Source organism: Romboutsia weinsteinii, from assembly GCF_002250835.2.
Lineage (GTDB): Bacteria > Bacillota > Clostridia > Peptostreptococcales > Peptostreptococcaceae > Romboutsia_A > Romboutsia_A weinsteinii.
Genome location: NZ_NOJY02000006.1, coordinates 101,627 through 116,068 on the forward strand (window position 1 = coordinate 101,627; position 14,442 = coordinate 116,068).

11 protein-coding genes are annotated in these 14,442 nt (G+C 30.4%); 3 read left to right on the forward strand and 8 right to left on the reverse strand.

Features of this window, described 5'->3' with window-relative positions; all coding sequences use genetic code 11:
* Position 1: 1 nt before the first annotated feature.
* A complete protein-coding gene (locus tag CHL78_RS05040; protein WP_094366314.1) occupies positions 2–1,120 on the reverse strand; it encodes a ferrochelatase in 1,119 nt (372 codons plus the stop codon).
* Positions 1,121–1,332: 212 nt separating this feature from the next.
* On the opposite strand from CHL78_RS05040, the gene ychF reads away from it, so the two are divergent.
* Positions 1,333–2,430: a redox-regulated ATPase YchF gene (gene ychF, locus CHL78_RS05045; protein ID WP_094366312.1), complete on the forward strand. Its 1,098-nt coding sequence runs from the start codon at positions 1,333–1,335 to the stop codon at positions 2,428–2,430.
* Between the two features lie 159 nt (positions 2,431–2,589).
* Positions 2,590–3,507, forward strand: a complete 918-nt coding sequence (locus CHL78_RS05050) for a DUF2935 domain-containing protein (RefSeq protein WP_094366310.1) — start codon at positions 2,590–2,592, stop codon at positions 3,505–3,507.
* Between the two features lie 85 nt (positions 3,508–3,592).
* Here CHL78_RS05050 and CHL78_RS05055 read toward each other — a convergent pair whose 3' ends face one another.
* From CHL78_RS05055 to CHL78_RS05080, 6 genes are all read right to left on the reverse strand, one after another.
* A complete protein-coding gene (locus CHL78_RS05055) occupies positions 3,593–5,032 on the reverse strand; it encodes a carbon starvation CstA family protein (protein ID WP_094366308.1) in 1,440 nt (479 codons plus the stop codon).
* A 116-nt stretch (positions 5,033–5,148) separates the two neighbouring features.
* A complete protein-coding gene (locus CHL78_RS05060) occupies positions 5,149–5,898 on the reverse strand; it encodes a LytR/AlgR family response regulator transcription factor (protein WP_094366306.1) in 750 nt (249 codons plus the stop codon).
* Between the two features lie 8 nt (positions 5,899–5,906).
* Positions 5,907–7,577: a LytS/YhcK type 5TM receptor domain-containing protein gene (locus tag CHL78_RS05065; RefSeq protein ID WP_094366304.1), complete on the reverse strand. Its 1,671-nt coding sequence runs from the start codon at positions 7,575–7,577 to the stop codon at positions 5,907–5,909.
* A 41-nt stretch (positions 7,578–7,618) separates the two neighbouring features.
* Positions 7,619–8,338 carry a cysteate racemase gene (cuyB, locus tag CHL78_RS05070; RefSeq protein ID WP_094366302.1) on the reverse strand — a complete coding sequence of 240 codons (720 nt, stop codon included), beginning with the start codon at positions 8,336–8,338 and terminating at the stop codon, positions 7,619–7,621.
* Positions 8,339–8,509: 171 nt separating this feature from the next.
* The gene (locus CHL78_RS05075) at positions 8,510–9,760 is read right to left on the reverse strand and encodes a dicarboxylate/amino acid:cation symporter (RefSeq protein ID WP_094366300.1); all 1,251 of its coding nucleotides are present in this window, start codon (positions 9,758–9,760) and stop codon (positions 8,510–8,512) included.
* A 26-nt stretch (positions 9,761–9,786) separates the two neighbouring features.
* Positions 9,787–11,241, reverse strand: a complete 1,455-nt coding sequence (locus tag CHL78_RS05080; protein ID WP_094366298.1) for a UDP-N-acetylmuramoyl-L-alanyl-D-glutamate--2,6-diaminopimelate ligase — start codon at positions 11,239–11,241, stop codon at positions 9,787–9,789.
* 188 nt (positions 11,242–11,429) lie between these two features.
* Between CHL78_RS05080 and CHL78_RS05085 the strand changes: the two genes are divergently transcribed.
* Positions 11,430–12,308, forward strand: a complete 879-nt coding sequence (locus tag CHL78_RS05085; RefSeq protein ID WP_094366296.1) for an AraC family transcriptional regulator — start codon at positions 11,430–11,432, stop codon at positions 12,306–12,308.
* A gap of 234 nt (positions 12,309–12,542) precedes the next feature.
* Here CHL78_RS05085 and asnB read toward each other — a convergent pair whose 3' ends face one another.
* Positions 12,543–14,414, reverse strand: a complete 1,872-nt coding sequence (gene asnB / locus CHL78_RS05090; protein WP_094366294.1) for an asparagine synthase (glutamine-hydrolyzing) — start codon at positions 14,412–14,414, stop codon at positions 12,543–12,545.
* Positions 14,415–14,442 lie beyond the last annotated feature (28 nt).

A 14,442-nucleotide genomic window follows, 5' to 3' on the forward strand; every position in this document is an offset into this window, starting at 1 on the left:
ATTATCCTCCTATATTGGCAATTAATGATATCTTAATAAATATTTCTTCAGCTAATATATCTAGCTTTTTTTTGGGGTCTATATAATAAAACTTTGTGTTTCCCATATCAAGTTCCTTGAGTATGCTTTCTACTAAATACCTGCTATACATAGTATCAATTGTACAGGTTGTAAGTGCAACATACAAGGTATCAATTCCATATTCTAGCAATTCCTCGCCAGACTTTACTATATCATGTTTATTATTTTCTAAAAGCGGTAATTTTATTTGAATATCTTTATTTTTTTCTTCTTGAAGTATATAATCTCTCACAGTTTCTCTAAATTGTATATCCTGCTCAAGATTATTCTTATCATGAAGCCCTACTAAAAGTACTCCTGCATCTTCTTCCTTTTTATTAATTTGTTCTAAAATTTCATTTTTGTACATCATAGCTAATCCACTTGATTTATAAAAAGTATCAAGCACTTCTAATTCTTTAAGCTCATATGTACTAAGGTTTAAAGTATCAAACCTGTCCTTAAACACATTATAATCAACTCCCTCAGTCATAAATAAAGGACACAGTATTATTTTTTTAAAACCTTTTGATATAACACCCTCTAAGCTACTTTCAAAATATGGAGATGAATATAAATAAGAATTTACAACCTTATAGTCATTTCCAAGCATAGTTCTTAGTTTTGATGCTATTTCTTCAGCATTTTCCTTAAAATTACTAGATCCAAACTTTGAATAATAACGCTTATAGTTGTATAAATCCTTCGTAGCTGTTATGTAGGACTTATTACCATCTTCATAAGCAACTTGCGTAGCTCTTTCTCTTAAATTATAATTTTTGCTTTCTCCTTCTGATACTAATAGTATTAACGTTTCTTCTCTCTCCTGGGCTGGTTCTGTATCTTCAAATTTTATATAATTTCTAAATCCAAGAGTTACTAAACAATTTACTCCTATTATGGAGATAATAACTGCATAGCACATATATTTATATTCTTTATTTATTATTATTTGCTTATAAAATGCTATTACTGCTAAAACTATAAATATATTCTCCATATATCCATCAAATATAAAACTTAAACATATACAGATACATAAAAGTGCCGAAATCAACATAAAATCAACCCCATTATAAAGTATAGTTTACATCTATTATATATATGAGGTATAATCAGTATGTATGTCTAAATTAGATATTTTAAAAATCGTATATTTAGCTTATTAAGTGATGTTCATCTCTTAATAGGTTGTATAAAATTCGCTGAGCTCATATCATAGATGTTATTGCTCAAGGGAAATAAATTGACAAAAGAGAGGAAGATAAAATTATGAAATTAGGTATAGTTGGTTTACCAAACGTAGGTAAAAGTACACTGTTCAACGCTATAACTCAAGCAGGTGCTGAATCTGCAAACTACCCTTTCTGTACAATAGAGCCAAACGTAGGTGTTGTTTCTGTTCCAGATGAGAGATTAGATAAATTAAAAGAATTATATGATTCTAAGAAAATAGTTCCTACTGCTATAGAGTTTTGCGATATAGCAGGTCTTGTTAGAGGAGCTTCTAAAGGTGAAGGTCTTGGAAACAAGTTCTTATCACATATAAGAGAAGTTGACGCTATAGTACACGTTGTTAGATGTTTTGAAGATCCTAACGTTGTTCACGTTGATGGAAATGTTGATCCTTTAAGAGATATAGAAACTATAAACTTAGAGTTAATATTCTCTGATATAGAAATATTAGAAAGAAGAATACAAAAAGGTTCTAAGGCTGCTAGAGCTGATAAGAGCTTAGCTGCTGAATTGGAATTCTTAAAAGAAATATTAGCAGTATTAGAAGACAGCAAATGCGTTAGAACTATGAGCTTTACTGAAGAACAACAAATATTTGTTGATTCATTAAACTTACTTACTTCTAAGCCAGTAATCTACGCTACTAACGTATGCGAAGATGATTTAGCTGATGAAGCTGCTAACAACGAATTAGTTAACAGAGTTAGAGAATACGCTGCTACTGAAAGTGCTGAAGTTGTAGTTGTTTGTGCTCAGATAGAAGCAGAAATAGCTGAACTTGATACTGATGAAGAAAAGAAAGAGTTCTTAGAAACTTTAGGTCTTGAGCAATCAGGATTAGATAAATTAATAAAATCTTCTTATGCATTATTAGGACTTGTTTCTTATTTAACAGCTGGACCTCAAGAAGTTAGAGCTTGGACTATAAAAGTAGGAACAAAAGCTCCTGCAGCTGGTGGAAAGATACACTCTGATATAGAAAGAGGATTCATAAGAGCGGAAACTATAGCATTTAATGATTTAGTAAATGTAGGAACTATGTCTGCTGCTAAAGAAAAAGGATTAGTTAAACTTGAAGGTAAAGAATATATAGTTAAAGATGGAGATGTTATATTATTCAGATTTAACGTATAATTAATTAAAGAGATGATTTCTGTAATTTACAGGAGTCATCTTTTTATTTTGCACCGATATATTATCTTTCATAAGGCTATCATCCTCTAAGTAATAATAATGAATATGTAAAGAAAGCCAATCATAAAGTGTAATAGAGTATCTATAAGGGGGAAGATTATGATGAATGAGAGAAAGTATGTTGTTCTATCATTAGAGTTACATTTATTCTTTGCTAGAATAATGAAAGAGCACGGTATTTTTTTAGAAGCAGGATTTACATGTAAAGATTCTAACTATGCTAAGAAAGCAGATCACTACAAAAAAGAATTTGAAAAACTTTTATGCTGTGCATTATCAGCTAGTAACTGTATGATTAGATCAAATGTATTAAATTCTGGAGAACTATTTACTGAATATACCATAGATGCAGAACAAAAAACACAATATCTCACTGGCATAGAAATAAATACAGATATAACGGTTAATGAGCTAAGCTTACAAAGTGGAGACAATACACATATTAGCCATGAACTAATGGACTATGTAAAGCAACTTAACTCTAATGCTCTAAAATTAGTTGAAGGTATTATTGACTTTAAGAAAAAAGTGCTAACAGAAATGCTGTCTTGTAAATTATTTACATCAAATTATCCACTACTTATTGAGCACATAATGCGTGAGGCAAGGCTATATAGATCTTATATTATTGCACTTGAAAATGGCCAAGATATTGATTACGATGATGCTAAAGAATCTGAACTATTTTGGGATCAAATTATGATGGAGCATGCACTGTTTATACGAGGATTACTTGATCCAACTGAAAATGACTTAATTAATGCTTCAAATAACTTTGCTAATGATTATTCCGATCTAATTGCTAAAGCAAAGAAGATGACTGATGCAACAATATCTAGTGTTACAGATGAAACTTTAAGTAAAACTATGGAGCTTAAAGAATTTAAAACAGCTGGAACAAAAGGCAGCATTGATTGCCAAATAAGATCAATATTTGTTCCTCTTCTTGCAGACCACGTCCTTAGAGAATCTAATCACTATATTAGATTACTAAAGGGTTATAAAGATATGATGTAGAATAATAAATACCCTACAATGAAGATATTTTAATTATCTACGTTATAGGGTCTTTATTATTTTATAGTCTATTTTATTAGTGCTACTATTCAGCAGCTAAATCTTGTATTTCTGAAGTTTTTATTTTACCTACATTCATTAAGAATACTAAGAATAATCCCGCTGCAACTACTACTCCAACTATATTAGAGAATCCTGATGCTAACTTGAAACCTTCTGGAGCTTGTAATATATAAGCTGTACATACTGCACTCATAAATGTTGCAGGTATTAAAGTCATCCAGTAGTTAGACTTATTCTTCACTAAGTATACTGTAGCAGCCCATAAGAATATAGCAGCTAAAGTTTGGTTAGACCAAGCGAAGTATCTCCATATTATGTTGAAATCTATTGTAGTTAAGAATATACACACTGCAAATAGTGGAATAGCTAACACGAATCTATTTTTTAATCCTTCTTGTTTTATCTTAAATGAATCAGCGATTGTAAGTCTAGCACTTCTAAATGCTGTATCTCCACTTGTTATAGGACATGCAACTACTCCAAGTACTGCAAGTACTGCACCTAGTGGTCCTAATAAGTCTTTAGATAACATACCTACTACTCCTGATTGTCCACCATACTCATTTAAAGCATTTTGTATAGATAAGCTGTCTCCAAAGAATGCTATAGTAACAGCACACCAGATTAAAGCAACTATACCTTCTACTACCATTGCACCGTAGAATACTTTTTTACTCTCAGATTCCTTGTGTATACATCTTGCCATCATTGGTGATTGAGTAGCGTGGAATCCTGATATTGCTCCACAAGCTATTGTTGTGAATAAGAATGGGAATATACTAAGTCCATCTGGATGTAAGTTTTGTAAAGTCATTTCTGGCATTGTCATAGATCCGTTGAAGTGCCCAACAAACATAGCTCCACATAAACCTATTGCCATGAATAATAATGCGGCTCCAAATACTGGATATATTTTACCGATTACCTTATCAACTGGTAATACTGTAGCTAACATGTAGTATATTATTATTACTGCAACCCATATATTTTTATCTATTCCAGTCATAGATGTTAATAACCCTGCTGGAGATGTTACGAATACTGTCCCAACTAATATAAGAAGTATAACTGAGAATACTCTCATAACAGACTTCATTCCATCTCCTAAGTATATACCTACTATTTCAGAAACAGAAGTACCATTATGTTTCATAGATATAACTCCTGATAAGAAGTCATGTACTCCTCCTGCAAATATTGTACCAAACGTTATCCATAAAAATGCAACAGGTCCGAATAATGCTCCCATTATAGCCCCAAATATAGGACCAGTTCCTGCTATATTTAAAAATTGTATTAAGAATACCTTATGCCAAGGCATTGGCATATAGTCTACACCATCTTCTAATCTTACTGCAGGTGTAGAATTTTTGTCATTTAAAACTACTGATTTTTCAACTATTTTACCGTAGACAAAGTATCCACCGATAAGAATTGCTAAACAAACTAAAAACGTTATCATTGCATTTATCCTCCTACTTATTTAAACTATTATGATTACAAATCTATCTTAACCTAATAAATAAGTAGGTAGAATAGTATTTACATGAAATGCAGAAATTTCTACATGAAATGCATTTATATCTTCATAAGTGCTCTAAATTCTTTTATTTTACTTCTACTTACAAATACTTCATCATCCATATCATGTAGTTTAAGTTTATAGGTACTATTGAACCACGGTACTATTTCTTTTATTTTTGATAAATTTACAATATAAGACCTGTGTGTTTTAAAAAACGTATTTGCTGGTAACTTCTTTTCAAATTCGATTATTGAACTTTTAGATATATATTCTTTCTCTTTTGTATATACTATGGTTTCTCTTTCCCTAGCTTCACAATAACAAATATCATTTGTATTTATTACTACTAATTTGTCATCTCTTAAAAGAGTAATACTTTGAGAAGATAAAGCATTGAAATTTGTGTGTTCTTTAGCTTTTACTTCTGGAACCTTATTTTCTAATTCACTGCTTTTCTTAAGTTTCATTAAAGTTGATACTATACGTTCTTCCGAATATGGCTTAAGTATATAATCAAAAGCGTCTAACTCAAATGCATCTACTGCGTATTCCTTATAAGCTGTTATAAATACTATTTTAGGCTTATCTTTAAACTGATTTATAGTCTTAGCGAGTAACATACCATCAAGCATTGGTATATTAATATCTAGAAATATAACATCTAAAGTATTATTTTGAATGAATCTTAATACATCTAATCCATTATCAAATTCACTTAAAATTTCTATATCACTAAAATTATTTATAAAGTATTTTAATTCTTCTCTTGCTGGAAATTCATCTTCTACTATTATCGCTCTCATATTTGCTCCTAAATGTAAAATTCTATTTCTGTTCCTGGGTCTAGTCTGTATATCTTAAGACCTTGACCATAAATCAATTTTAATCTAAGGTGTACGTTATAAAGACCTATCTTATTTTCTGGAACACTGTCTGTATATACTTTATTTATTATATCTCTATCTATTGTAACACCATCATTTTCTATCCATATCTTTGTACGGCTATCTTCTTGCCTTACTCCTATAATAACAGTACCTGCTCCACCATTTTGTCTTATTCCATGTATGATTGCATTTTCTACTAGTGGTTGGATTATCAGGCTTGGAATCTTTGCCTCTATATTTTCCTCTATATCATAAATAACCTCTAACTTATCTCCAAATCTTGCTTTTTCTATTTCTACATAAGCCTTTACTTGCTCTAGCTCCTTATGGATGTCTATTAAGTTATCACTAATCTCTAAATTATATCTCATATATGTTGATAGATTTATTATAAGCTGTCTTGCTTTGTCTGGATTAATTCTAATAAATGATGTTATTGTATTTAATGCGTTAAATAAAAAATGAGGATTTATCTGAGTTTGTAGAGCTTTTATTTCAGCCTTATTTTTTTCCTCTTTTATTTTTTCTATCTTAGATATTTCCATAAGTGTGGATATCATATCTGATAGACCTATTGCTAGTGATTTTTTAGAACCACTAATATCATATTTCTTAGTATAGTAGATTTTTAATGTTCCTATTACACCTTGAGAATCTGTAAGAGGTATTATCATAGCAGTCTTTAGATTGACTTTTTCACTTAAAGAATGTTCATCTTTATCCACTTTTATATTTAATATTTTATTTGTTTCTATAGATTCTTTAGTAAAGTTACTTAAACTTATTCCTGGTTTATTAAATGCCTGCTCTCCTACACCTACATAAGTTAATACATGCTCTGTATCTGTTATACTTACTGCATCTGAATTTATTTCTTCTTTTATTATTCCGCAAATTTTTTGTAATGCTTCTGGCGTTATATTTCTAAAGTATGGTAGAGTCTTGTTGGCTATATCTAAAGTTAATTTAGATTGAAATGCTGCTATTTCATCTTTTTCTTTCTTTATTGATTCTATTGTTGAGATCATAAATCCTATACCAATCTGACCTACTATCATAGGTATATAAATTTGCTTTATAATTAATAATGCAACTCCTCTGGGTGTTGATATTAAATATATCAACAGCATCGTTATACTTTCTGCTATTACACCACATATAATTCCATATACCCACCTGGATACACGCCTTGGCTTTGAATTAAATTTTGTATAAAATATTCCTGAAAGTATCCCCGAACTTATGCTTGATATAAAGCATGGTAGGGCAGTTATTCCACCAACATCGATAAGGTATCTATGTACTCCAGATATAAAACCAGATACTATACCTACTATTGGACCAAATATTACACCTCCTGATACTATGGTCATTATCCTCGTATTAGCTATAGATCCTTCAACGTCTATACCAACAATTGTCCCTAATATTGATAACCCACTAAATATTATTGATATAATTATCAAATCTTTCACACTATAGGTTTCTTTTTGAAACATTTTCTTAAGACCTTTAGTTTTACTTATTAGTATAAATAGAACTATGATTAAACTTGCCTTTTCAAGTAAGGTCAGAAACACTTCACTTTTTTCCATCTGTTACACCTCAATTTTGTCTAATATGTCGAATACATCTATTATTGTACATAATATCTTATCTTTTTTCCACACTTCTCAATAGTCTTTCTTGCAAGCACATCCAATGAATCTATATAAAATTCATCATCTAAATTGTTATCATTCTTGATTATGGAAAGCTCTGTACACCCTAATATTACACAATCACAATCTCTATTTTTTATAGAGTTTACCAAATTATAAAACTCTTTTATATCTACTTTCTTACCCTTTTTTACCTGGTTGTAAATAATATCCATTAGGGAGTTCTGATTATCTTCATCTAGTATTTCATAATCTAAACTTTTTTCTTTGCATATATTTTGATATATTTTAGAGCTAATTGTTCCATGTGTAGCCAAAATACCGGCTTTATTTAACCCTTTACTCTTTATATGTTCTACAGTTTCTTCTAATATGCTAACTATAGGTATATTTACATTTTCTTGTATTTCATTATAAAAATAATGTGCTGTGTTACATGCTATAACAATAAAATCTGCTCCACTAGCTTCTAGCTTTTTTGCATCTTGAATTAAGGTATCTACAGGATTGTTTTTTGATTTTCCAATTATATACTCTGTTCTATCGTAAGTAGTTGCATGGTTAGTAATTACCATATCTATATGATCTTGATCTTTTTTTGCATCAGTAAGATTTATAACATATTCTAAAAAATATACTGTCGCCATAGGTCCTAACCCTCCTATAACTCCAACAACTTTTTTTACATTTTCCATAGCATCACCTATCTATTAATTTTTTAGTAAAAGTATCACTACATATACCATACTAATAAAATTCTAATAAATATTTGTTTACTTTATGACTACTTTTAATAATATTAAAATAAATTTGCTTATAAAAAAACCACCTTCAATACATCGTTTTGAAAGTGGTCTATTTTTATATTATTTAGCTAAGTGACCTTTAAGCCAATCTTTTCCTTCTACCAATCTTGCTACCATCATCGAGCAAACTGTGTTTCCTGTAGAGTTTAAAACTGTTGCTGGTGCATCTATTATTGTACTTATAACAGCTATTATCGGTAATACTTCTGGTGAGAATCCATATACACTTAGTATTAACATTTCACCCATCATACCACCACCAGGGATTGCTCCCATAACTGCTCCAACTAAGAATGATACTGCAAGTATTCCAAATATAGCTGATATACTCGTCATATCTCTTCCGAATAATCCAAATAAGAATGTTACCTTAAGCACTCCACCGATTACTGAACCATCTTTGTGAATGTTAGCTCCAAGCGGTATTACTGTTTCTGCTATATCTTCTGGTACACCCATTTTCTTAGATGCATCTAAGTTTACTGGTATTGATGCTGCACTTGAACAAGTCGCTAGAGCCGTTACCGTTGGTGCTATAGCATGCTTCCAGAATATTTTTATACCATCTTTTCCACCTGACATGTAAGCATATACTGTGAATAATCCGAAGTATAAAACTGCAGTTAGTATTAAGTATAGTATGAATGCTCTTGCATATCCTGAAAGTATTTGAGGTCCAAGTTCACCTATAACTGATGCAAAGTAACATCCAAGTCCTATAGGTGCTAAGTTCATTATTAAATCAACTATTTTCATCATAACTGCAGAACCTGCTTCTACAAACTTAGCTATTGGCTTTGCTTTTTCTCCAGCCATAGCAGTTGCTACACCTACTAATATAGAGAATATTATTAATTGTAACATGTTACTCTTTGATAATAAATCTTTAAAATCTGTTACTGTAACTGTATTTACTATTTGTTGTAATATACCAACTTTTTCATGGTCTACAGCCTCAGCATTTGCCATAAGTCCAGCAAATGTACTTGTATCTAATCCCTTTGTAGGATTTACTATTAATACACCTATAATTCCTATTATTCCTGATATTATTGCTGTTACTGTAAATACTAATACTATATTTCCTAATATCTTTCCAAGCCTTTTCATTTCACCCATATTAGATATTGCTGAAGTAACACTGAAAAATACAAGTGGTACTAGTGTCATGAATAATAAATTAAGGAATAAATCTCCTACTGGCTTAAATATAACTGCCTCAGGTCCCATAAATACTCCTACAGCTCCACCTATTATTATCGCTCCAAGTAATATCAATGATGACTTATAATTTGCTAAAAATGTCTTCATCCTTGTTGTCTCCTTATTTTAATATTTTATTTATTTCTCAAGAATTCATTTGCTATTTCTTTATCATCAAAATGATGCTTAGTCTTACCTATTATTTGATAGTTTTCGTGCCCTTTACCTGCTATTAATATTACGTCATTTTTATTTGCCATACTTATAGCATGTCCTATCGCTTCTTTTCTATCTATTATTACTTCATAATTTTTATTATCTCTGTCTAACCCATTTAGTATATCATCTATTATAACTACTGGATCTTCTGTTCTTGGATTGTCAGATGTTACTATACATGTATCAGATAACTTTTGAGCTATATCACCCATTAGTGGTCTCTTAGTAGTATCTCTATCTCCACCACATCCAAATACAGTTATTATTTTTCCTTTTGCAAATTCCTTTGCTGTATTTAATATATTTTCTAGAGCATCTGGAGTATGTGCGTAGTCTACTATTACACTTATTTCTTTATCATTTGGAACAGTTTCAAATCTTCCTGCAACACCATTAGTTTTTCCTAAACCATTTATAACTACTTCTTTAGGTATATTTAACATATAACATGCTGCTATAACTGCTAAAGTGTTGTAAACAGTGAACTTACCCGGTACTGGTACAAACATATCTTCCTCATAAGTTGGAGTTATTAGTCTGTAAGATACTCCTTTTGCATCTATTTTGATGTCTTTTGCCATAAAATCAGCATTGTTATCTATTCCGTATGTGTAAGCTGGTGTTTTAAGATTTTTTATATTTTCATATATTTGCTTTCCACCATTATCATCTATATTTATTATATTTGCTACTGTTGTCTTATGGAATAAAATTTCCTTAGCATCTCTATAATCATCTAAGTCCTTGTGGAAATCTAAATGATCTGGAGTTAAGTTTGTGAATAATCCTATCTTAAACTCTGTTTCATCTACTCTATTTAATACTAGCGAGTGAGAAGAAACTTCCATTGCACAGTAGTCACATCCATTGTTTACCATAGTATTAAAGCATTCTTGTAAATCAATACTCTCTGGCGTAGTAGCATTTGACTCTACTTCTTTTTCTCCATCAAATATTTTTATTGTTCCTATTAGTCCAACTTTTTTATAATCCGAACTTAATATTTCATTTAGGAATGTAGTTATACTAGTTTTTCCGTTAGTACCTGTAACTCCTATAACTTCAAACTTTTTTGATGGATGATTGTAAAAGTTATCTGCAACTTTTGCCATAGTTTTTCTAGTATCTTCAACCTTTACAAAAGTATATCCTTCTATATTTATATCCTCTTGAACTAAAAATGCCTTAGCGCCTTTTTCTATAGCACTTTGAATATATTTATGTCCATCTGATGTAAATCCTTTTATACATATGAATAAAGTTCCTTCAGTAACTTTTCTTGAATCGTATTGTATATTGTCTATATCTATATTTAATTCTCCGTTTATATCAAGTACGTTTATGCCTTGTATTACGTCTTTTAAGTTCATAAATTTAATACCTCCCAGTTTTAAATTGCCTCTTTATATCATTTATTCTTAGGTAATTTAACACTTTTTACTCATTTTACTATCATTATATAATTTTTTTTTTACTATGTACATAGTTAATAATGCTTGAAATATTGTAAAAAATGCTCTATAATTCAATATACTAATTTTTTAAAAAGGGGTCTGTCATGAAAAATAGAGATAATAAGATAGGATATTTAAATGATAACTTTAAAATTTTTCACATAAAAGATAAAAAAGATACTAAGTTTGAGTACCATCATCATGATTTTAACAAAATAATTATCTTTATTTCAGGTGATGTTACCTACTTTGTTGAAGGTAAGTCTTATAAGCTTAAGCCTTGGGATATATTATTTGTAAATAACCAAGAAATTCATAAACCTGTAGTAAATCCTGATGAGTATTACGAGCGTATTGCAATTTGGATAAGTCCTGATTTTATGAAGAGATATTGTGAAGAGCAAAGCAATTTATTAAGATGTTTTGAGATTTCATCCACAAATAAATGTAATTTACTTCGACTAGATGTTAACTGTATAAATAAAATAAAAACTTTCGTTACAAATATAAAGGATAATGAAAATAGTGATGAGTTTGGTAGTGACATCTTAAAAAACGCTCTATTCCTCCAGCTAATGGTGTTTATAAATAGATTATTTTTACAAGATAATGAAAGTGTTGAGTATGAAGATATTCAATATGATGAAACTATAGAGAATTTGTTAGCTTATATAAATAATAATTTAAGTAATAATCTTTCAATAGATTCACTTGCAACAGAATTTTTTACTAGTAAATACTATCTTATGAGAAAGTTTAAATCTCAAACAGGTAGTTCAATCCATAATTATATAGTTCAAAAAAGGCTAATTCTTGCAAAATCTCTTATACATCAAGGACTTTCAATGGCTGATGTATGCGCTAAGTCAGGATTTAATGACTACTCAAGCTTTGTAAGGTCTTTTAAAAAAACTTATGGAGTATCTCCTAAAAATTATCTAAACAGTACAAATATATTCGATAACAAGTTTTCTAATGAATAAAAAATTCGCCTTGCTCATGCCATACCCATGCTGGGCACTTACGTCTGCTCGGCAAGCTCACATCCCGTTGCTTAAAACTCGCTATGCTCATGGCGCCAACGTCTGTTCGACAAGCTCACATCCCGTTGCTTAAGATTCGCTTTACTTGAGCGATGTGTTTTTTGTTAATATTAGATTCTATTTTAAAGTTTAAAGGGTATATCTCAAATCACTTGAGATATACCCTTTTATATATTATACTGCTTTTCTATATTCTTTTGAATCAAAGCTTATTTCTAATTGTTCAACAAATATTTGATGCCATAAACTAAACATAAATATTGTCCAAACTTTTCTAGAGTTATCTTTCTTTCCAGCTATATGATCATCTAGAAGTTTTATAGCATATTCTTTGTTTATGAATGAATCAACTTTTGCATCCATTATAGTTTTTCTAACTACATGTCCTAAGTCTTCTTTTAACCAAACTCTTATTGGAGTTGGGAATCCTAACTTTCTCTTTTGTACAACGTGCTCAGGTACTATATGCTCAAAAGCTTCACGAAGTAATACTTTTGATTGCTCTTTAGTTACCTTTTGCTCTAATGTTAATTGGCTAGATAATTCAAGTACTTCTTTATCTAAGAATGGTACTCTAAGCTCTATTGAAGCACCCATTGACATTTTATCACCTTTTTGTAATATGTCTCCTGGTAACCATGTGTTCATATCTACATATTGCATAGTAGTTACATAGTCATATCCTCTTTTTTCAGCCTCATCGTATATTGCTTTAGTTGCATTTTGGTATATGAAGTTTTCATTGTAGTTCTTCACAACATTTCTTACTTCATCATTTTCAAATATTTTTGCATTTCCTATATATCTATCTCTTAATGGAGTAGTCGATCTTAATAAGTAGCTCTTACCTGACACTTCTGGCATCATCTTAGCTATTTTATTTACCATACCATTAAGTGCATTAGGTATGTTTAGTAGAGGCTTAACGCTATAGAATTCTTTGTATATGTTGTATCCTCCGAATAACTCATCTGCACCTTCTCCTGATAATACTACTTTAACATGCTTTCTAGCTTCTTTTGATAAGAAGTATATTCCAAGAGCTGATGGATCTGCTAATGGATCATCTAAAAGACGAACTACTTCTGGTAAAGCATTAATGTAATCATCTTGGCTTACTCTTACTTGTATGTTTTCTATTCCTAATGCATCAGCAGTCTTCTTAGCTACATCTACTTCGTTGTATCCATCTATACCAAATCCTACAGAGAATGATTTTATCTTAGGGTTTATTTTAGATGCTAAAGTAGCAAGTATTGATGAATCTATACCTCCAGATAAGAATGTACCCACTTCTACATCAGATATTAAATGCTTTTCTACTGAGTTTAAAAGCGTATTGTATATATCTTCTTTTGTTACTTTGCCATTTGGCTTGTAGTCTATATCATAGTATTTTTCTATAGTCATTTTGTTATCTTTTATTGTGAAAGAATGACCAGGTAATATTTTTTTAATATCATTTATCATAGTGCTTTCATTGTTAGTTGACTGGAATGATAAGTATTGTTGTAAGCTTTCTTTATCTACTTTTCTTTCATCCAGTAATCCTACTAAAGACTTGTATTCTGATGCAAATGCTATGAATTCTTCAGTCTCAGTGTAGTATAAAGGCTTTATACCAAATATATCTCTAGCTCCGAATACACATTGCTTTTCTTCATCCCACACTAAAAATGCATACATTCCTCTTAACTTATTAACACATTTTTCTTTCATCTCTATGTAAGATGTTAAAAGAACTTCTGTATCAGAGTTAGTAGTAAACGTATGTCCTAGTTCTTCTAATTCTTTTCTTATTTCTTCGTGGTTGTATATTTCTCCATTGAATATCATTACTTTGTCTTGCTTTTCAAATGGTTGGTGACCACTTTCTATGTCAATTATGCTTAGTCTTCTAAAACCAAAACTTACTCTTTCATTGTGATAGTATCCCACATCATCTGGCCCTCTGTGGTATATTTCTTTGTTTGCGTTTTCTATCGCTCTTTCTCTGTCTAATTGAGATTTTGCCGTCTTATAGTATATCGATACGTGTCCGCACATAATATATTCCCTCCTACTTTAAAGCTTA

Coding starts and splice junctions, on each gene's coding strand:
- CHL78_RS05040 (WP_094366314.1), bottom strand. CDS start 1,120: ATGTTGATTTCGGCACTTTTATGTATCTGTATATGTTTAAGTTTTATA.
- ychF (WP_094366312.1), top strand. CDS start 1,333: ATGAAATTAGGTATAGTTGGTTTACCAAACGTAGGTAAAAGTACACTG.
- CHL78_RS05050 (WP_094366310.1), top strand. CDS start 2,590: ATGATGAATGAGAGAAAGTATGTTGTTCTATCATTAGAGTTACATTTA.
- CHL78_RS05055 (WP_094366308.1), bottom strand. CDS start 5,032: ATGATAACGTTTTTAGTTTGTTTAGCAATTCTTATCGGTGGATACTTT.
- CHL78_RS05060 (WP_094366306.1), bottom strand. CDS start 5,898: ATGAGAGCGATAATAGTAGAAGATGAATTTCCAGCAAGAGAAGAATTA.
- CHL78_RS05065 (WP_094366304.1), bottom strand. CDS start 7,577: ATGGAAAAAAGTGAAGTGTTTCTGACCTTACTTGAAAAGGCAAGTTTA.
- cuyB (WP_094366302.1), bottom strand. CDS start 8,338: ATGGAAAATGTAAAAAAAGTTGTTGGAGTTATAGGAGGGTTAGGACCT.
- CHL78_RS05075 (WP_094366300.1), bottom strand. CDS start 9,760: ATGAAGACATTTTTAGCAAATTATAAGTCATCATTGATATTACTTGGA.
- CHL78_RS05080 (WP_094366298.1), bottom strand. CDS start 11,241: ATGAACTTAAAAGACGTAATACAAGGCATAAACGTACTTGATATAAAC.
- CHL78_RS05085 (WP_094366296.1), top strand. CDS start 11,430: ATGAAAAATAGAGATAATAAGATAGGATATTTAAATGATAACTTTAAA.
- asnB (WP_094366294.1), bottom strand. CDS start 14,414: ATGTGCGGACACGTATCGATATACTATAAGACGGCAAAATCTCAATTA.